Below are 16,907 nucleotides of genomic sequence, written 5' to 3'. Positions count from 1 at the left end.
CCATTAGCCATTGCTGGGTGAGCCACCGTAGCCGGTTGCCTGCTGCATCTCCGGCCGTTCACCCTGCCGTTGCAGGCGGATGGTCGCACGCCGGTTGTCCGCCGCGCGGGAAGATGCAGGAAAGCGGTCCCCGTGGGCACGAACGGTAATCATGTCCTCGGGCACCCCCTGATACTGAAGGTACTCAGCAACCACATTCGCCCGCTCCTCAGAAAGGGCGCGGTTCGTAATCCGGCTACCGTAACGGTCGCTGTGACCATCCACGAAGATACGCTCTACCGTGCTATCCGCCAGGATATAGGTGGCGATGTTATCCAACAGGTGCCGGTCGGCATCGGACAGGTCACTACTGCCGGCAGCAAAGGGGATGCGCGAGCGCTTTATCTGGTCGTAATTCACCGGCAACAAACCACCCACGCACTGACGATACGCGGCATACCGGTTGGCGAAATTAATGTTAGACACCTGAACCCTCACAGGCTCGCTGCCATACCAGGCAGCACGAGTCACCGTCGGCGCCATACCGGACAACAGGCCCTGGACCAGCACCATGCTCTCCCGCGAGCCCAGGGAGACCGGCCTCGGCCCGTCAGAGACCATCACATCCCCGACATTTCTGGGGGCGGTTCCCGGCCGCCATACCGGTGCCTCGACCACTACCCGGCCCCGACCGGGCTGCATCAGCGGGATATCCGATTCCAGGTAGAACGTCATTGACTCGCCGGCACGGTGATTGAACACGGCCTTACCATAACCCGGCACCTCATGGGTCAGAGAACAGCCAAAGACCGACTCCGCCAGATACCACTGGCTGTTTTCGATTCCCGCACCGTAGGTACCCGCTGAAGCGGGTCCCGCTCCGACCGCTACTCCCAGAGCGAGGATAATCGATGCTGTTTTCTTCCTGAACATGGGGTCTTGTCCAATGAAATCCGGTGACAGGAGGTTTAACGGCAAGCAACCCGTTTTCTTTAGCACCAATCCACCACCAATCAAAAACGCCTTCTGGTATACTCACGCCGTTCGTGTAACTGGACCAGGAAGCTTTCGATGACCGACACCTTGACCATAACCCGCCCTGATGACTGGCACCTCCACGTCCGTGATGGGGACATCCTCAATGACGTCGTCCCTGCCAGCGCCCGCTGTTTTGGTCGGGCCATCATCATGCCTAACCTGGTTCCACCCGTGATAACGGCCGAGCAAGCCCTGGCCTATCGTGAGCGCATCCTGGCCGCCCGCCCAGAAGGGAATGACTTTGCCCCCCTGGTGACGCTCTACCTCACCGAGGCAACAACCGCCGACGACATTCGGGAAGCCCATGCAGCCGGCATCGTCGCCGCCAAGCTCTACCCTGCCGGAGCGACCACCAACTCCGCTTCTGGCGTCACCGACATCCGCAATATTGATGATGTGCTGGCGGCCATGGCCGAGTGCGGTATGCTCCTGCTGGTGCACGGTGAGGTAACCGACACCGAAATCGATATCTTTGACCGGGAAAAGGTGTTCCTTGATCGGGTCCTGGCGCCGACACTCGAGCGCTTCCCCAGTCTCAAGGTTGTCCTTGAGCACATCACCACCGCGGATTCCGCCGAGTTTGTCCAGAACCACACCGGCGCCAACCTGGCCGCAACACTGACCCCGCAGCACCTGATGTACAACCGGAATCACATGCTGGTGGGGGGCATCCGTCCACACCTGTATTGCCTGCCCATCCTGAAGCGCAATCGGCACCAACAGGCCCTCCAGGATGCGGTGGTCAGCGGCAACCCCCGCTTTTTCCTTGGCACCGATTCGGCACCTCATGCCCGCGATCGCAAGGAAACGGCGTGCGGTTGTGCCGGTTGCTACTCGGCTTACGGCGCCATTGAACTGTATGCCGAAATCTTTGAAGACCTGGGCATCCTCGACAAGCTCGAGGCCTTTGCCAGCTTCAACGGTGCAGACTTCTATGGCCTGCCACGCAACCAGGACACCATTACCTTGGTCCGGAAAGCCTGGACCATGCCCGAGTCCCTCCCCCTGGCAGGCGGCGACATCGTCCCCCTGAGGGCGGGCGAGCAACTCAGGTGGTCCCTGGCGGATTCCGAGCGGTAATCCACAACGAACAGCCCCGTTATTTATCAATCCGAATTCTCAGGAGCCTATGTGACTGACGATCAACAAGCGCCCCACCCCATGTCCACCCGTTTTCGTGGCTATCTGCCTGTGGTGGTGGATGTGGAAACCGGCGGTTTCAATGCCCGCACTGACGCTCTGCTGGAAGTTGCGGCAGTCCTGCTGACCATGGATGAGGACGGCACACTAAGACGCGAAGCGACTTACGTTCAGCACGTTGATCCATTTGAAGGCGCCAACCTGGAGCAGTCGGCTCTCGACTTCACGGGCATTGACCCCTGGAGCCCGGACCGCGAAGCCGTCCCGGAAACGGAAGCGCTGAGCGAAATCTTCAGCCCCATTCGAAAGTCTGTTAAGGCGCACGACTGCAAGCGCGCGATCCTGGTCGGCCATAACGCCACCTTCGACCACAACTTCCTGTTTGCCGCCGCAATGCGGGCAGACATCAAACGCAATCCGTTTCACCCGTTCTCGACTTTTGATACGGCGACCCTGGCCGGCCTGGCCTATGGCCATACGGTTCTGGCCCAGGCCTGTAAACTTGCGGGTATCCCCTTCAGCAACAAGGAAGCCCATTCGGCAGCCTACGACGCCGAGAAAACAGCGGACCTGTTCTGCGGCATCGTCAACCGCTGGCGCGACCTTGGGGGCTTCCCTCCGCCCGTGCTGGACGACGAGTTCGAAGGCTGAACCCAGCCCCATAAAAAAACCCGCAGAAGCTGCGGGTTTTTTTATACATCAAACACCAGGCGTCAATTACAGGCCTTCGGCGTTCTCAGACAGGTACTTGGCCACGCCGTCCGGAGACGCGTTCATGCCCTTGTCGCCTTTGTTCCAGCCAGCCGGGCATACTTCGCCGTGCTCTTCGTGGAACTGCAGCGCGTCAACCAGACGAACCAGCTCATCCACGTTACGGCCCAGCGGCAGGTCGTTAACGATCTGGGAACGAACCATGCCTTCCTTGTCGATCAGGAAAGCGCCACGGTAAGCCATGCCACCTTCAGACTCAACGTCGTAAGCGCGGCTGATGTCGTGGTTCATGTCGGCAGCCATGATGTAGCTGACCGGACCGATACCACCGTCGTTCACCGGGGTGTTACGCCATGCGTTGTGGGTGAAGTGGGAGTCAATGGAAACACTGATCACTTCTACGCCACGCTCGCGCAGGGCATCCATACGGTGATCCAGAGCAATCAGCTCGGACGGGCATACGAACGTGAAGTCCAGCGGGTAGAAGAAAATGATGGCCGGCTTGCCCTTGATAGCGTCCGCCAGGTTGAACGAGTCAACGATGGTGCCATCGCCCAGTACGGCTGGAACGGTAAAATCAGGAGCCGGTTTGCCTACGAGTACGCCCATGGTTCAATCTCCATTTGGTTATTGGTTGTGGATAACACCCGGGCCTGACAGCCCAGGCTTACTGAATCTAGTCAGCGAGAGATATAGGGGTGAAAACAGCTAATTCAACCCGCTGCAGGAACTATACACAGGCTACCGTGACAGCTCCACGTTGACAGGAACGAAAAAGCCCCGCAACCGAAGTTGCGGGGCTTTTTCGTCATTCAAACGGGTCACCGAAGGGCGCGTGTACGCCCTTATGGAGCCACTTACCAGTAGATTCCGCGCATGATTGCCGCGAAAGCCACCTGCTCTGTGGACACCTTCGGCTTTTCGCCGGACTTGCTGCCAGCAGCAGCCGCAGAATCCGGGAACATCCGGTAGCCGGTATTCATGATGATCTCACCCATCTTCGGTGCCAGCGCGTGCATGACCTGGGCGAAGATACCCAGGCGGGTGGCAATGCGCTTGGGCCGGTAAACGATGGCATCCGCCACCATTTGCGCGGCTTCCTCCGGCGTCAGGGTGGGCACCGAATCGTAGATCTTGGTCGGTGCAATCATAGGCGTCTTCACCAGCGGCATGTTAATGGTGGTGAACGTCACGTTGCGGTCAGACCACTCCGCCGCGGCACAACGACTGAACGCATCCAGCGCAGACTTGGACGCCACATACGCCGAGAAGCGCGGTGCGTTGGTGAGTACGCCGATCGAGGAAATGTTCACTACGTGGCCACGGTTGTTCTCCAGCATGGACGGAGCAAATCCCATAATCAGCCGGATAGAACCGAAGTAGTTCAGCTGCATGGTGCGCTCGAAGTCGTGGAAACGGTCGAACGACAGCGCCAACGAACGGCGGATGGAACGACCCGCGTTGTTCACCAGCACATCCACCTTGCCGTGGTTGTCCAGGACCGTTTTCACAAACCGGTCGCAGTCTTCCATATCGGAAAAGTCGCACTGATAGGCGTGGACATTGCCACCCTTCGCTTCCAGGCTTGCAGCCACTTCATCCAGTGTTTCCCGGGTACGGGCGCCAATGACCAGGATGGCGCCGGCTTCCGCCAGCTTTTCCGCAACCGCAAGACCGATACCGGACGTAGCGCCGGTTACCACACAGACCTTGCCTTCCACGGTACCTTTCAGCGTGCGGTCCTTGAACAGGTCTGGATCCAGGTTACGTTCCCAGAAGTCCCAGATCACTGCGGCGTAGTCTTCAAGACGCGGCACCTCGATGCCACTGTCTTTCAGGACCCGCTCGGTTTCACGAGCGTCAAAGCGCGTCGGGTAGTTAATGAAAGACAACACCGAAGGTGGAATGCCCAGGTCATCAAGCACGGCACCGGTCAGCCGTTTGACCGGAGGCAGGTTCTTCAGGCTCTGACGAATAAAGGGCGGAATAAAGCCAAACATGCGGGAGTCAATCCGCATGGCCATCCGGGGAGCATGGCCGGCATCCGAGAAGATATTGAGAACCTCACCCACTTTGTTGGGCTCAGGGTCCACCAGGTGGAAACAGTTGCCATCCTCGCCTTCTGTGTGGGCGATGTGATCCATGGCATCCACCACATAGTCCACCGGGACAATGTTCAGGCGACCGCCTTCGATGCCGATGGTCGGAACCCATTGCGGCAGTGCATGACGAATCTTCTGAATCATCTTGAAGAAGTAGTAAGGGCCGTCAACCTTGTCCATTTCACCGGTTTTGGAATGGCCAATCACCATTCCGGGACGATAGATGCGGAACGGCACTTCGCAACTTTCACGAACAACCTTCTCGGATTCGTGTTTCGTCAGCAGGTAAGGATGGTCGAGTTTCTCCGCTTCCTCGAACATGTCCTCTCGGAAGGTACCGCGGAACAGGCCCGCCGCTGCGATGGAGGAAACATGGTGGAAGCAGCCCGCGTTCAGGTTTTTGGCCGCATCCAGGGCATTACGAGTACCCTCAATGTTGGCAACCTGCTGCGCCTCTTCATCTGCGCCCATGTCGTAGATCGCAGCAAGATGGAAAAAGTGATCAATGTTTCCCTTCAGGTCGTTAAGCACTGCATCCTGAATGCCCAGCCCAGGGCTGGCCAGGTCGCCGGTTACTGCACGGACCCGGTCCGCATCCGCACCCCAGCGTTCCCGCAGACGATCCAGTTTGTCTACGGACTGTTCCCTGACTAAAAGGTAAACCGTACCACCCCTGGCCAACAGTTTGTCCACCAGGAAACGTCCGATAAACCCAGTACCACCCGTCAAAAAATAATTCATTGCATATCCATCCTGACTAATGCTCTGTTATTTTTTTCGCGATGCCGCAAGGCATGCCTCAACCTTAAACAAGCGTTTGGTTGACCCCTAAAACGGTTCGCATTGTACTTTAGTGCAGCCTACAAGTATCGAACTTTATTAGAGCTTTTGCTCTCTATGTCATTGATTTAATTAGAGCAACAACTCTAAAAAGTGCTACTTTGGACAGCGGGCAAACCGTGCCTCAAGTAAAGGCACGTCCTCTGAGACTAGCACAAAGCCCTGCGCTGGCGATGCCGGAACGATCGCAGCAATACCGACATGAAACCGGCTCTCAGCAATGACATAATCCTAACCATGGAGCACCATCTGTCCGTAAGTTGGATAAAACTCACCTTTAGTCGGAACTTTTCATGTCCAAGTCAGATCCTAATGCCCAACGTTACATCGCTATAGCCCGTGCCTGCCTCAAGGCCATCAACGATGCAGCCTCTGACCAGGCCAGCCGGGAGCAGAAAATCCAGGCGGTCTACCAAGCCATCGACACGGCCTTCCAGGCGGAGTTTGCGGAGTATCGTCAATCGGTTGCGGTCATGGCATCGGTGCTTGAGCGAATAGCCTCTGGCCAGCTTGACGCTGGCGCTGCTGCGGAACTGGCTCGCAAGACCCTGGACCAGCAACCGGAAAGCACCCGCAACGCCATCATCCACTGACCATCCAGTAACGGGAACACACAATGCGTCATACCCGGAAACCACGCCCTGAGGGCCGTTCGGTAGCGGCACAGCTGCTCAGTTTTCTCTGCCTGCTTGTCCTGGCCATCTCCGCGAACGGCTCCGTTATCCCGGTCAAAAGTCCTAATGACCGCAATGATTACCGCTTTGTTGAGCTGGATAATGGCTTGCGAGTGCTGCTCGCGTCTGCGCCGGACTCCGAAAAGGCTGCCGCCTCTCTCAACGTGCAGGTCGGAAGCGGTAATGACCCCATTGGGCGGGAGGGCATGGCGCACTTTCTGGAACACATGCTGTTTCTAGGCACCGAGAAATACCCAGAGCCGGGTGAGTACCAGCAGTTCATCAAGAGCCATGGCGGCGAACACAACGCCTTTACGGCGTTCCAGGACACCAACTATTTCTTTGACATCCAGGCCGACCACCTGGAAGCCGCCCTCGACCGGTTCGCCCAGCAGTTTTCCGAACCACTGTTCACCCCTGACCTGGTCGAGCGGGAACGCCGGGCCGTGCACTCCGAATATACCGCCAAGATTCAGGAAGACGGTCGCCGCTTTTACTCCGCGCGAAAGCAGGCGCTGAACCCGGCGCATCCGAGCTCCCACTATGCCGTTGGTAACCTGACCACACTGGAAGACAGCGAGGAACGCCCACTTCGCCCGGACCTGGTGCAATTCTGGCAGCAACAGTATTCAGCCAACCTGATGACCCTGGTGGTGATCGGGCCACAATCGCTGGACCAGCTTGAAGCCATGGTGCGCCCCCGTTTCAGCGCTATCGAAAACCGGGGCCTGACTGCGATCAGCCACGACCAGCCATTGTTCGAGCCAGAGCAGCTACCGGCAAAGCTTGAAGTGGAGGCCCTGCGCGACATCCGTAATCTGACCCTGTCGTTCCCCATCCCTTCGCAACGTGACCATTACCGCACCAAGCCCGCCAGCTATGTGGCCAACCTGCTCGGCCACGAAGGCCCCGGCAGCTTGCTGGATGTGCTGAAAAATCGCGGCTGGGTGGAAAGCCTGTCCGCTGGTGCGGGCACAGATACTGGCATTGAGGCGACCCTGGAACTTGGTATGGACCTGACGCCTGAAGGCATGTCCCATCAGGACGAGATCCTCAGCCTGACCTTTGCCTACATCAACAGGGTCCGAGAACAGGGCATCAGCGAGGCCCGCTTTGAGGAAATGAAACAGCTGGCGGAGATTGGCTTTCGCTTCAAAGAACGCCAGGACCCCATTCATGAAGTAACCGGGCTGTCCATGCAACTCGCGGAAGTTGCTCCCGAGGATGTGCTGAGGGCACCCTGGATGATGGCGCAGTATGACCCTGAGGGCTACAAAGCGGTTCTGAATCACCTGACGCCTGAAAACGTGCTGGTCTCAGTTCTTTCCCAGAACGCTCTGGAGGAGTCTGCGCCGCGAACTCATTGGTATGATACGGCCTATACCATTCAGTCTCTGGCAGTATCAGACATGGCGTCCGACCGGGCTCCTGTGGCGCTGAGCCGTCAGTTGGCGCTGCCGGACCCCAACCCATTTATCCCCGAAGACCTCAGTCTGGTCACCGGTGCTACCATGATGAAACCGGAAGCACTGACCTCTTCCGGAAACTTCCCACTCTGGTACGCCAGGGACACCCGGTTTGAGACACCGAAGGCCAACATCTACCTGAGCCTTCGCTCCCCTATTGCCCGTGCCTCTGCACGCAATTCGGTGCTGACCAACCTCTACGTCGATGCCATCAACAGCAGCCTCAACGCCTGGGCTTATCCGGCACGGCTTGCAGGGCTGGACTACAGCGTTTACCCCCACCTTCGCGGCATCACCATTCGAGTTGGCGGATACAGCGATAAGCTCCACAGCCTGCTGACCCGAATCCTGGTCCAGGTGGCTCATCCGACCCTGACCGAACAGCGATTCCAGATTGCCCGTCGCAACCTGCTGGATGACCTCCGCAATAAGGCCCAGGCACGGCCTGTTGAACAAACCAGTGAGTTCGTCCAGACAATGCTGCTCGAAGGGGCCTGGTCCGTGCAGGCGCGGCTGGCAGAAGCGGAAGCGATCACCTTCAGCGATTTGCAGGCGTTTGCTGATCAATTTGTCACCCAACTGGACCCGGTCATGCTGACCCACGGCAACCTGACCGAAGCCTCTGCCCTCAACATTACCCGTCAGGTCCAGGCATTGCTGCTCACCGACAACCAGCCAGTTTCCGTTCCCCGCAGTGGCGTTCGCCGGTTGCCGGATGGTGAAACCGATGTGAGCCTGGAAGTCCAGCACCCGGACACGGGCTATACCCTCTACCTTCAGGGCAACAATACCGGTTACCCGGAACGAGCGCGGTTCCGTTTGCTGGGTCAAATCATCAGCGGGCCTTTCTACGAAGAGATCCGGACACAGCGCCAGCTGGGCTACATTGTCTACGCCACCTCCTTCGAAATGCTGGACACCCCTGCCCTGGGACTGGTGGTACAATCACCGGAAGCCAGCGCTGACGACATTGACCAGGCAGTACGGGAGTTCACCAGCGCCTTTGAGGCCCTGCTAGGAGAGATGGATACTGAAACACTGAACCGGGAGAAGCTCGCCGTCATCAGCACCTTGCTGGATCAGGACCGCAAGCTGGGGGATGCCTCCAACCGCTACTGGCAGGAAATCGACCGGGCTAACACACACTTTGATACCCGGGAGCAGTTGGTGGACGCCATTGGCGAGGTCAGCCATCAGACACTGATGGCAACCTACCGCGCCGTTCTGGAACAGCGTCAGCGGGCTCTCCGGGCGACCACCTCACGAGAGGCCCAGGACAATACGCCCATCACCTCCACCCTGACCGGGCAGCAACGGGTACCGAAGGGCTAACGCCCGGCCCCGCTTTCCAACTTCAGAAGCCCGGCGACTCGCGCAAGAAACGTTGCCAGTCGTCGGGCTCATCCACGTCCCACCGGGTTTCCAACAGAGCCACCGTTAACTTGTTTTCGGTTAGCCGCTCAACGGTTTCTGCCAAGGCACGGTCTGTCCCCCACTGGATGTTGGCGAGCATATCAGGCACAACTTTCCTTGTCCCAATCAAGACATAGCCCCCGTCATCCGATGGGCCCAGCACAACGTCGTTTTGCTCCAACGCCAGAAGGGCTTCATCGATATACCCCGCGTTCACCGACGGGCAGTCGCTACCCACAATGATCACTCGCGGGTACTGGGTCAGCCCCTCCGCCAAAGCCCGGGACATACGCTCGCCAAGGTTTTCGCCAGACTGGAAACACTGCTCGGCACCGACCAGCGACAGTTTCGCTAATAAAGACTGCGCTTCGATTGGTGGCTGGTCCAGTGGGCGATCCCACCACAACTGGAGCGGGTACCCAGACTTGGACAGATTGTCGAGAACCTGAAGACTCAAACAGATATGGGCCTCCATCGCCCCCTGTTCCCCGAGCGCAGGAACCAGCCGGGTCTTGACCCTGCCCGCCTGGGGCCACTTGGCAAATTGAATGATTAAAACGGGCGATTTCTGGAAAGGATTAGTTTCGGACATCGGAACGGTATGCCTTCGCGAGGGAGTCTGGGGATTCTCCCCGCCAATAGCGCCAGCGCAGACGCCACATCAGAAAAATAGTACGCCAGGTGCCATGCTGCTCCCAGCGCCGGCTGTCGGTAATCACCGGATCTGGGGCACAGTAAGGTCGGGAAACCAGCCGTAGGCGACTGGAAAGCTCAACGTCTTCCATCAGGGCAATGGGGGCAAAGCCATTCAGTGCCTCAAACACATCCCGGCGAACGAACATGGCCTGGTCTCCCGTTGCAATTCCAGTCAACCGAGAACGAAGGTTCATGAACCCCGAGATGACCCGGAACATGGAGCGCTGGCCACTTAGCCGAACGTCAAACCGTCCCCAGACACGTCGGCCAGAACGAATCTTCTCAAGGTGCGGAATGACAGAAGGTGGCAGGCGGGTATCGGCATGCAAAAACAGCAGCACCTCCCCTTGGGCACAACCCGCCCCCGCGTTCATCTGGAGTGCCCGCCCCGGCGCTGAGACCACCAAACGGTCACACAGCGGCGTAGCCAAAGCAACGGTCCTGTCGTCGCTGCCGCCATCCACCACAATCACTTCATGCCCTTGCTCACGCAGTGCTTGCAAAGCAGTCAATGCGACCTCAATGCTGGCTTCTTCCCGCCACACCGGCATAACCACACTAACCTTAAACAACTCCGACAAACTGGCCTCCCGCCACGAGCATTGGAGGTCCACCTTGAGTGATGGCGCCCGGCCCGCTATTATACCGGCCTTCATCGCGCAATGCCTCCGTAGCTCATCTGGATAGAGCGTCCCCCTCCTAAGGGGAAGGTAGCAGGTTCGAGTCCTGCCGGGGGTACCATTCCCCCTTCTAGTCCCGCATAGAAAACTACCCAACGGTTATAGAAAACTTCATCGACCGGGCCTGGCCCGCTGAGTTCCAACCGTTGTGTCCCGGAACAACACTGAACATTCATGCCTACAGCAGGAACTGCAGTTCTGCATCGACTCCTGAGGATCATGTTCAAGGGCGCCAAGCAATCGACGGTCGCGCTAAAACAGTGTGTAAAAGTCGCCCCACTTTTATCACGACATTGTTAGCGCTCAGCGCATTCAGCCAACCTTCACGTTCATGGTGATTTGCGCAGTAAACACCTTATCGCCCTCAGTATTAAAGACCTCAACAGGCACGACCTTTTCACCTGTGGTTTCCCAGTCAATCGAATCGCCATTGGCGACCGCTCGCAAATCCGTCTTTGCTTTCGCCAGGTAGTTAACCGTCATCGCCTGGGGAATCCATTTTCCATCACTGGGAATAGAGGCATCGGTCATCAACCCAGCTACCAGTTCGGCGACGTTACACATCGCAATGGCGTGAACGGTCCCCAGGTGATTGGTTATTTCCTTCCTGAAAGGAACGCGGGCTTCGGCCAAGCCAGGTTTAAGTTCGGTCAATTCCGGACTGATGGTGCTGAAGTACGGCGCCTGCTGGCACACCATGTTCGAGAAGTTTTCAGCTCCAAAGGCATTGAATGCGGCAAGGGCTTGACTCATAGGGATCTCTCCATTGTTCCTGATCATTGGTTATTAAACACACTAAACAGAGTATTATTCTGTTAGAGAACATTATTCTGTTTAGTGCGTTCGCGTCAAGCGTTAGAATGCACATCCTCAACAGGGCTCCAGTTAGCCAACTCAGGTGGCGAAGAACTTATGAATGAACTCAGTATCCTGGAAAGACGCTTTCCAGGTCGTAGGGCGGGTTTAAAGCGCGAAATACTCGAGCAGGCCTTGGCCTGCTTTAACGAAACAGGGATCGAAGCCACCACCATTGATTCAATCAGAGCCCGCTGTGAAGCGAGTGTTGGCGCGATTTACCATCATTTCGGTAATAAGGAGGGGATTCTTGGCGCGCTCTTTTTCACAGTGCTGGATGATCAGCACGAGTTCTTCGAGCATTATCTGGACAAGGCTAGAAGCCTGGAGGCCTTCGTCTCTGCTCTCGTGATCAGCTACGTCGACTGGGTCGTACAGAATCCGGAATGGGCAAGATTCCAGTTTCAGGCTCGCGCCTCAGTCGCAAAAGGCCCCCACCGACATGCCCTGGCGGAACGAAACGCCAGGCAGCTAAAGGGGCTGAAGGAGAAGCTCGGGGCCGTAGATACCTCCGGCGTCAAGATTTCTGCGCCTTTCGAGTTGCTGCCGTCCCTGATCATCGGGGCTTCGGAAAACTACTGCAGGGCTTGGCTCTCCGGAAGGGTTCAGACCTCGCCAAGCGACTTCCGTGAGCAACTTGCAGCCGCTGCCTGGCGCTCACTTCAGGGCTGACGGGACAGAACTCTCAGTCTTTGAAATAAACCATTTGGTGAGTCGTGGCGAGCAACTCTCCATCTTCCCCCCACAGCTTTCCTGTGTGGTCAAAGTACCCCTGGCTATACCTTTGAGCATGGGCCTCAGCCAATAGTGGCCGGTCGCCCTGTCGGGCAAGACTGTCCCTATCAGCATGAAAATATGTGGTCAGTGATACCGTGCCAACCGGCATTCGTTGTTGCTTACGAACAAATATTCTTGGAAAAAAGCAATCGCTGATTGCCATTAGAGAAAGATAATCCAGCGGCCGTCGCGGCAGGTCCTTAACCCAGAGTCTCGTCAACGAGTCACCGGTGTCCTCAATAGCCCCACCGGGGTCGAAATGCCCTTGCACCACTCTGAAATCATAGTTCTTAACCCAGGTCAGGTACCGTCCAATATCGAGTCGGTCAATAGATTCGAAAGGAGGGACATGGGGCATGGATACTTCAGTGTCACCCCACGTATCCCGACGTACTGCGAGCAACACAGTCGCAGTCGCTGCCACAACACCTTGCTGGGAAAGTTCAATAAACCAGTGCTGGGTGGAGCGATTGGTTCGTCGAGCCGAGGCAACAACCTGATAGCCCCCGTCAGTCACCGGGCCGGCGAAGTTGACCGTCATGGATATGGGGTCTCCCTGGCGCTCGTCATGCTGAAGAGCCGCATTCAATAACGTAGCAGCAATAATCCCGCCGTAAGGGCCCACCATATTGGCGTAAGCTTCAGGGGAGCGCCCACAAAAGGTGTCAGTCCCGACGGACTCCAGCGCCACGGCTTGATCAAATGCGTGGAGAGCAGTTTTCTGATTCATAGTTGAGCCTTCATAACACAAGTGCATTGGTTAAGCGTTCAGTTCGAGAGCAGATACCTTTTCAACTGCTCCAGGCGGTCCTGCCCAAAAAACATTTCATCCCCGACAAAAAACGTCGGAGCACCAAACACGCCTAGCTCAACAGCCTCTTCCGTCAACTGCTTCAGGCGCGCCTTGACTGCCGGATCTTCACATTGGGCAAGAGTGTCATTAGGGTCGAAGCCTGCATTGGCAAGCACTTCTGCAACAACCTTACTATCGCCGAGGTTCCTTTCCTCCACCCACATTCCGTTGAAAATGGCCTCCAGATAGCGGTCAAATTGAGCAGTTCCAAGATAGGCGACCACTCCCCGCATCAGGTACAAGGTGTTGACAGGAAAGTAGGGATTGAAGTTGAAAGGCACGTTGTAGTGTGAGGCGAAACGGTACATATCCATACGGTTGTACCTGGATTTCGTGGGAATCACTGCCGGGGAGCTATTCCCGGTTGCCTTGAACACACCGCCCAATAACATTGGCTTCCAGGAGATTTCGGCTCCCGTTGCGTCGGTTAGGTTGGCCAGCTGTGTCCATGCCAGGTAGCTCGCTGGGCTTCCTACATCAAAGTAAAAATCTATCGTCTTTGCCATGACACTCTCCTCAAAAGGTTTCCATCCATGGCCGCAGATCCAGTTCGTGCGTCCAACTGTCCATGGACTGCTGGTGAAGCTGCCAATACTGCTCTGCAATATGCTCAGGGTTAAGAATCCCGCCCTGCTCTTTCAAAGCATATCGTTCAGGGAAGCTGTCACGGATAAATGCCGTATCTATCGCACCATCAATAACCGCATGGGCCACATGGATACCTTTGGGGCCCAGCTCCCTGGCCATACTCTGGGCTAAGGCCCTAAGGGCAAACTTGGCACCGGAAAATGCGGAGAAACCCGACCCGCCACGGAGCGACGCCGTTGCACCTGTGAAAATGACGGTTCCTCGGCCCCTCGGGACCATGACCCGGGCTGCCTCTCGGCCGGCAAGAAATCCCGCGAACGCTGCCATTTCCCATACCTTGCGGTAAACACGGGCCGTGGTTTCAATTATCGAAAAGCGCACGTTTGCGCCGATATTGAATACAACCACGCTGATTTCCCCGATCTCGTTTTCAATCGTTGAAAACAGTGCTCCCATGGCTGCTTCGTCACGAGCGTCGCAACCAAACCCGACTGCCGAGCCCCCACTTGCCTCAATTTCCTGAACAAGTGGGTTTAGCGCATCCTCATGACGTCGTGTTGCAACAACCGTATACCCTTCTCGAGCGAACCGCCTTGCGATTGCACCACCCGTCGAATCGCCAGCACCGATGACCACAGCTACCTTTGATACAGGTTTTTGATCGTTCTTCTTCATGGAAATTTACCCAAAGTTCTTTTTTGGAACCAACAAATAGTCAGTTCCTTTTTAGAACTTGTCAAGCTAAAATAAATCCCTAAGGTCAGGGAAATCAAATCATGCGCTGGGAACATTTGGATCAAGAGCCGTGCTCTGTTGCGAGAACCCTTTCGGTGATCGGGGATCGCTGGACATTGATCATCCTGAGAGACTGCTTTCTCGGTGTGAGGCGGTTCGAAAAGTTTGAAAGCCGGCTCGGTATTACACGCCATGTGCTGACGGACCGATTGAAGAAACTGGTGCAGAATGACGTTTTAGTCAAAACCCCGTATCAGGAGAAACCTCGCCGGGAGGAGTACCGCCTTACAGAAAAAGGCCTGGCCCTGCACCCAGTGATCATGTCTCTGGTTCACTGGGGCAACACCTACATGACCGATGATGAGCATGGCGCTCCGTTGATACACATCCACAAATCCTGCGGACACCGAATGTCACCGGTGACTACATGCTCTCACTGTGGTGAGCCTGTTACGGCACGTGATATTCGAGTAGAAGTAGGTGCCGGGTGGGAAGGGGTCGTGAAAACCCCGCGTACAGAGTGAGCTTACCCAACCACGACTCCCGCCCCCCAGAATGCTGGTTTCGGTGTGGTGCTCCGCCGCCATTTGAAACACCTGCGTCTGCGTAATACACTGCCGGCTCCCTATGTTCACGGACATTCGACGCAATGAAATATCGCATTATTCCGGTTACCCCCTTCCAGCAAAACTGCACCCTGATCTGGTGTGAAAAAACCAGTAAAGCGGCCGTGGTGGACCCCGGCGGTGACCTGGATCGCATCAAGGCAGCCATTGCCGAAGAAGGCGTAAGCGTCGAAAAAATCCTGCTGACCCATGCCCATATAGATCATGCCGGCGGCACCGCCGAGCTGTCCCAGGACTTGGCCTTACCCATTGAAGGTCCGCAACGGGAAGATGATTTCTGGATTCAGGCATTGCCACAGCAGGGCCAGATGTTTGGTTTTCCGGTTCCGGACGTGTTCACCCCGGACCGGTGGTTGGAAGACGGCGACACCGTGACCGTTGGTGAGGTTGAACTGAAGGTTATTCATACCCCCGGCCACACTCCTGGCCATGTGGTTTTTTACGAGCCGGAAACGGGCCTTGCCCTGGTGGGTGACGTGCTCTTTCAAGGGTCCATTGGGCGCACGGACTTTCCAAAGGGCGATCACGACACCCTGATCCGCTCCATTCGTGAAAAGCTGTTCCCACTGGGTGATGGCATCCGTTTTATTCCCGGCCACGGCCCAATGTCCGATTTCGGCACCGAGCGCGCAACCAACCCGTTCGTCTCGGATCGCTGGGGCTAACCCCCCATGCTCACCGGAATACCCGGCTGAGCACAAGACCGCCCCAAACCAGCGCCCGGTCACCCTGACCATGATAAATTTCAGACGACTGGGCACGCAGCAGGTAGCTCAACGAATAATCCCGCCCGAGGGACGCGGTATAGCCCACCCAGGCTTCGGCCAGCAGCCAGCGGACGTCATCTCGATCAAGGGTGTGGTCACTGTCCCGGAACTGACCTTGCAGGAACACGTTGTACGCCCTCGCCTTGATGGCGAGCCCTCCCCAGAAATAGCTTTCATTGCCCTGGACAGATCCCGAGTTGCCCTCGCTGACGCGCTCGCCGTAGAACGTCAGCTCCGGATTGAAACGGTGGTCTGGTGACGAGATCAAACCATTACGATAGCTCAGCGCTAATCCGGCCTCGGTCAAATAGCCCAACGACAGATAGTAGGTGGCTTTGAGCTTAGCGGATGGCGACTGATCCAGCAACGAGTCGTGGAACGCCAGGTGGTATCGCAACGTTGGTTCGCCACCATCGGAAATCTGATGGGCCCAGCCTGCTGCATCCTTGTTGCCAAATATCCGATGGGCCTGTCTCTGGCCCGACTCAAAGACGTCCAGCCCGAGCACGCCGAAGGTCAAGGACGACGTCCAGGCGTCGCCACTGATGCGGTCCCAGTAGGTACGTCCGGCAGTGAAGTAAACGAGGCTGGCATAAGGCCGGTCATCAACGACAACGCCCGGCGATTCAATATCGTCCGGGGTGAAGCCATAGCTGCCAAGTTCAATGGAGGGCGTCACCAGGACCGGTTCAGGCATCGCATTATCCGCACCTACCGCTTCATCGGTCCACGCCAGCAACCGATCCAGCGGCCGCCAGAATCGCAGCCCCCGAAACCCGGAGTAAGTGATAGCCAACCCACCCGTGAAATCACGGTCCGTTTGTCCGGGCGCAAAGAAGTCATTGTCGATGGAGAGCGCCCAGACCTGGCGCTCGTCATCGAAGCGAGGCTCGGCACAGGCTATCGATACAAGCCCAGCCAGCAGACAGACGGCCGCTACTTTGACACGGTTCATAACGGTTCCCCG

At 56.9% G+C, this 16,907-nt stretch carries 17 protein-coding genes and 1 tRNA gene; 8 read left to right on the top strand and 10 right to left on the bottom strand.

Features of this window, described 5'->3' with window-relative positions:
• Positions 1-3 precede the first annotated feature (3 nt).
• Complete coding sequence (locus BMZ67_RS12695) at positions 4-912, bottom strand: flagellar protein MotY (protein WP_092023156.1); 909 nt, start codon at positions 910-912, stop codon at positions 4-6.
• A 138-nt stretch (positions 913-1,050) separates the two neighbouring features.
• On the opposite strand from BMZ67_RS12695, the gene pyrC reads away from it, so the two are divergent.
• Together pyrC and rnt are read left to right on the top strand one after the other, a co-directional pair.
• A complete protein-coding gene (pyrC, locus tag BMZ67_RS12690; protein ID WP_092023154.1) occupies positions 1,051-2,097 on the top strand; it encodes a dihydroorotase in 1,047 nt (348 codons plus the stop codon).
• Positions 2,098-2,178: 81 nt separating this feature from the next.
• The gene (gene rnt, locus BMZ67_RS12685) at positions 2,179-2,808 is read left to right on the top strand and encodes a ribonuclease T (RefSeq protein ID WP_425434243.1); all 630 of its coding nucleotides are present in this window, start codon (positions 2,179-2,181) and stop codon (positions 2,806-2,808) included.
• A 66-nt stretch (positions 2,809-2,874) separates the two neighbouring features.
• Here the strand turns inward: rnt and BMZ67_RS12680 are convergent, their stop codons facing one another.
• The gene (locus BMZ67_RS12680; protein ID WP_092023150.1) at positions 2,875-3,477 is read right to left on the bottom strand and encodes a peroxiredoxin; all 603 of its coding nucleotides are present in this window, start codon (positions 3,475-3,477) and stop codon (positions 2,875-2,877) included.
• Between the two features lie 248 nt (positions 3,478-3,725).
• Positions 3,726-5,711, bottom strand: a complete 1,986-nt coding sequence (locus BMZ67_RS12675; protein WP_092023148.1) for an SDR family oxidoreductase — start codon at positions 5,709-5,711, stop codon at positions 3,726-3,728.
• Positions 5,712-6,103: 392 nt separating this feature from the next.
• On the opposite strand from BMZ67_RS12675, the gene BMZ67_RS12670 reads away from it, so the two are divergent.
• Both BMZ67_RS12670 and BMZ67_RS12665 read left to right on the top strand, forming a co-directional pair.
• A complete protein-coding gene (locus BMZ67_RS12670) occupies positions 6,104-6,403 on the top strand; it encodes a hypothetical protein (protein WP_092023146.1) in 300 nt (99 codons plus the stop codon).
• A gap of 23 nt (positions 6,404-6,426) precedes the next feature.
• Positions 6,427-9,282, top strand: coding sequence for an insulinase family protein (locus BMZ67_RS12665; RefSeq protein WP_092023144.1), 2,856 nt, complete (start codon positions 6,427-6,429; stop codon positions 9,280-9,282).
• Between the two features lie 22 nt (positions 9,283-9,304).
• Here the strand turns inward: BMZ67_RS12665 and BMZ67_RS12660 are convergent, their stop codons facing one another.
• Positions 9,305-9,955, bottom strand: coding sequence for a TIGR04282 family arsenosugar biosynthesis glycosyltransferase (locus tag BMZ67_RS12660; RefSeq protein WP_092023142.1), 651 nt, complete (start codon positions 9,953-9,955; stop codon positions 9,305-9,307).
• A complete protein-coding gene (locus BMZ67_RS12655; protein ID WP_245749965.1) occupies positions 9,942-10,640 on the bottom strand; it encodes a TIGR04283 family arsenosugar biosynthesis glycosyltransferase in 699 nt (232 codons plus the stop codon). Before BMZ67_RS12655 ends, BMZ67_RS12660 begins: the two co-directional genes overlap by 14 nt.
• A gap of 83 nt (positions 10,641-10,723) precedes the next feature.
• On the opposite strand from BMZ67_RS12655, the gene BMZ67_RS12650 reads away from it, so the two are divergent.
• A tRNA-Arg gene (locus BMZ67_RS12650) sits at positions 10,724-10,800 on the top strand.
• 251 nt (positions 10,801-11,051) lie between these two features.
• On the opposite strand, the gene BMZ67_RS12645 is transcribed toward BMZ67_RS12650, so the two are convergent.
• Complete coding sequence (locus BMZ67_RS12645; protein WP_092023138.1) at positions 11,052-11,492, bottom strand: hotdog fold domain-containing protein; 441 nt, start codon at positions 11,490-11,492, stop codon at positions 11,052-11,054.
• 159 nt (positions 11,493-11,651) lie between these two features.
• Between BMZ67_RS12645 and BMZ67_RS12640 the strand changes: the two genes are divergently transcribed.
• Positions 11,652-12,266 (top strand): TetR/AcrR family transcriptional regulator, encoded by a 615-nt coding sequence (locus tag BMZ67_RS12640; protein ID WP_092023136.1) that lies wholly within the window; start codon positions 11,652-11,654, stop codon positions 12,264-12,266.
• Positions 12,267-12,279: 13 nt separating this feature from the next.
• On the opposite strand, the gene BMZ67_RS12635 is transcribed toward BMZ67_RS12640, so the two are convergent.
• From BMZ67_RS12635 to BMZ67_RS12625, 3 genes are read right to left on the bottom strand one after another with little or no spacing between them, the layout of a single operon-like run.
• Positions 12,280-13,101, bottom strand: coding sequence for an acyl-CoA thioesterase (locus BMZ67_RS12635; protein ID WP_092023134.1), 822 nt, complete (start codon positions 13,099-13,101; stop codon positions 12,280-12,282).
• A 38-nt stretch (positions 13,102-13,139) separates the two neighbouring features.
• Positions 13,140-13,730, bottom strand: a complete 591-nt coding sequence (locus tag BMZ67_RS12630; RefSeq protein ID WP_092023132.1) for a 2-hydroxychromene-2-carboxylate isomerase — start codon at positions 13,728-13,730, stop codon at positions 13,140-13,142.
• A gap of 10 nt (positions 13,731-13,740) precedes the next feature.
• The gene (locus BMZ67_RS12625) at positions 13,741-14,487 is read right to left on the bottom strand and encodes an SDR family oxidoreductase (protein WP_092023130.1); all 747 of its coding nucleotides are present in this window, start codon (positions 14,485-14,487) and stop codon (positions 13,741-13,743) included.
• Positions 14,488-14,588: 101 nt separating this feature from the next.
• Between BMZ67_RS12625 and BMZ67_RS12620 the strand changes: the two genes are divergently transcribed.
• A complete protein-coding gene (locus BMZ67_RS12620; protein WP_092023128.1) occupies positions 14,589-15,071 on the top strand; it encodes a winged helix-turn-helix transcriptional regulator in 483 nt (160 codons plus the stop codon).
• Between the two features lie 125 nt (positions 15,072-15,196).
• A complete protein-coding gene (locus tag BMZ67_RS12615; RefSeq protein ID WP_092023126.1) occupies positions 15,197-15,838 on the top strand; it encodes an MBL fold metallo-hydrolase in 642 nt (213 codons plus the stop codon).
• A 10-nt stretch (positions 15,839-15,848) separates the two neighbouring features.
• Here BMZ67_RS12615 and BMZ67_RS12610 read toward each other — a convergent pair whose 3' ends face one another.
• The gene (locus BMZ67_RS12610; protein ID WP_092023124.1) at positions 15,849-16,895 is read right to left on the bottom strand and encodes a lipid A deacylase LpxR family protein; all 1,047 of its coding nucleotides are present in this window, start codon (positions 16,893-16,895) and stop codon (positions 15,849-15,851) included.
• Positions 16,896-16,907 lie beyond the last annotated feature (12 nt).

The sequence above is a fragment of the Marinobacter zhejiangensis genome (assembly GCF_900114775.1).
Classification (GTDB): Bacteria; Pseudomonadota; Gammaproteobacteria; order Pseudomonadales; family Oleiphilaceae; genus Marinobacter; species Marinobacter zhejiangensis.
Note: the sequence above shows the minus strand (reverse complement) of the source record. Positions and strands in the feature narration are given on the sequence as shown.

What these genes read in the sequence shown, in the direction of transcription:
- BMZ67_RS12695 (WP_092023156.1), bottom strand. Translation starts at nt 912, where the DNA reads ATGTTCAGGAAGAAAACAGCATCGATTATCCTCGCTCTGGGAGTAGCG.
- pyrC (WP_092023154.1), top strand. Translation starts at nt 1,051, where the DNA reads ATGACCGACACCTTGACCATAACCCGCCCTGATGACTGGCACCTCCAC.
- rnt (WP_425434243.1), top strand. Translation starts at nt 2,179, where the DNA reads ATGTCCACCCGTTTTCGTGGCTATCTGCCTGTGGTGGTGGATGTGGAA.
- BMZ67_RS12680 (WP_092023150.1), bottom strand. Translation starts at nt 3,477, where the DNA reads ATGGGCGTACTCGTAGGCAAACCGGCTCCTGATTTTACCGTTCCAGCC.
- BMZ67_RS12675 (WP_092023148.1), bottom strand. Translation starts at nt 5,711, where the DNA reads ATGAATTATTTTTTGACGGGTGGTACTGGGTTTATCGGACGTTTCCTG.
- BMZ67_RS12670 (WP_092023146.1), top strand. Translation starts at nt 6,104, where the DNA reads ATGTCCAAGTCAGATCCTAATGCCCAACGTTACATCGCTATAGCCCGT.
- BMZ67_RS12665 (WP_092023144.1), top strand. Translation starts at nt 6,427, where the DNA reads ATGCGTCATACCCGGAAACCACGCCCTGAGGGCCGTTCGGTAGCGGCA.
- BMZ67_RS12660 (WP_092023142.1), bottom strand. Translation starts at nt 9,955, where the DNA reads ATGTCCGAAACTAATCCTTTCCAGAAATCGCCCGTTTTAATCATTCAA.
- BMZ67_RS12645 (WP_092023138.1), bottom strand. Translation starts at nt 11,492, where the DNA reads ATGAGTCAAGCCCTTGCCGCATTCAATGCCTTTGGAGCTGAAAACTTC.
- BMZ67_RS12640 (WP_092023136.1), top strand. Translation starts at nt 11,652, where the DNA reads ATGAATGAACTCAGTATCCTGGAAAGACGCTTTCCAGGTCGTAGGGCG.
- BMZ67_RS12635 (WP_092023134.1), bottom strand. Translation starts at nt 13,101, where the DNA reads ATGAATCAGAAAACTGCTCTCCACGCATTTGATCAAGCCGTGGCGCTG.
- BMZ67_RS12630 (WP_092023132.1), bottom strand. Translation starts at nt 13,730, where the DNA reads ATGGCAAAGACGATAGATTTTTACTTTGATGTAGGAAGCCCAGCGAGC.
- BMZ67_RS12625 (WP_092023130.1), bottom strand. Translation starts at nt 14,487, where the DNA reads ATGAAGAAGAACGATCAAAAACCTGTATCAAAGGTAGCTGTGGTCATC.
- BMZ67_RS12620 (WP_092023128.1), top strand. Translation starts at nt 14,589, where the DNA reads ATGCGCTGGGAACATTTGGATCAAGAGCCGTGCTCTGTTGCGAGAACC.
- BMZ67_RS12615 (WP_092023126.1), top strand. Translation starts at nt 15,197, where the DNA reads ATGAAATATCGCATTATTCCGGTTACCCCCTTCCAGCAAAACTGCACC.
- BMZ67_RS12610 (WP_092023124.1), bottom strand. Translation starts at nt 16,895, where the DNA reads ATGAACCGTGTCAAAGTAGCGGCCGTCTGTCTGCTGGCTGGGCTTGTA.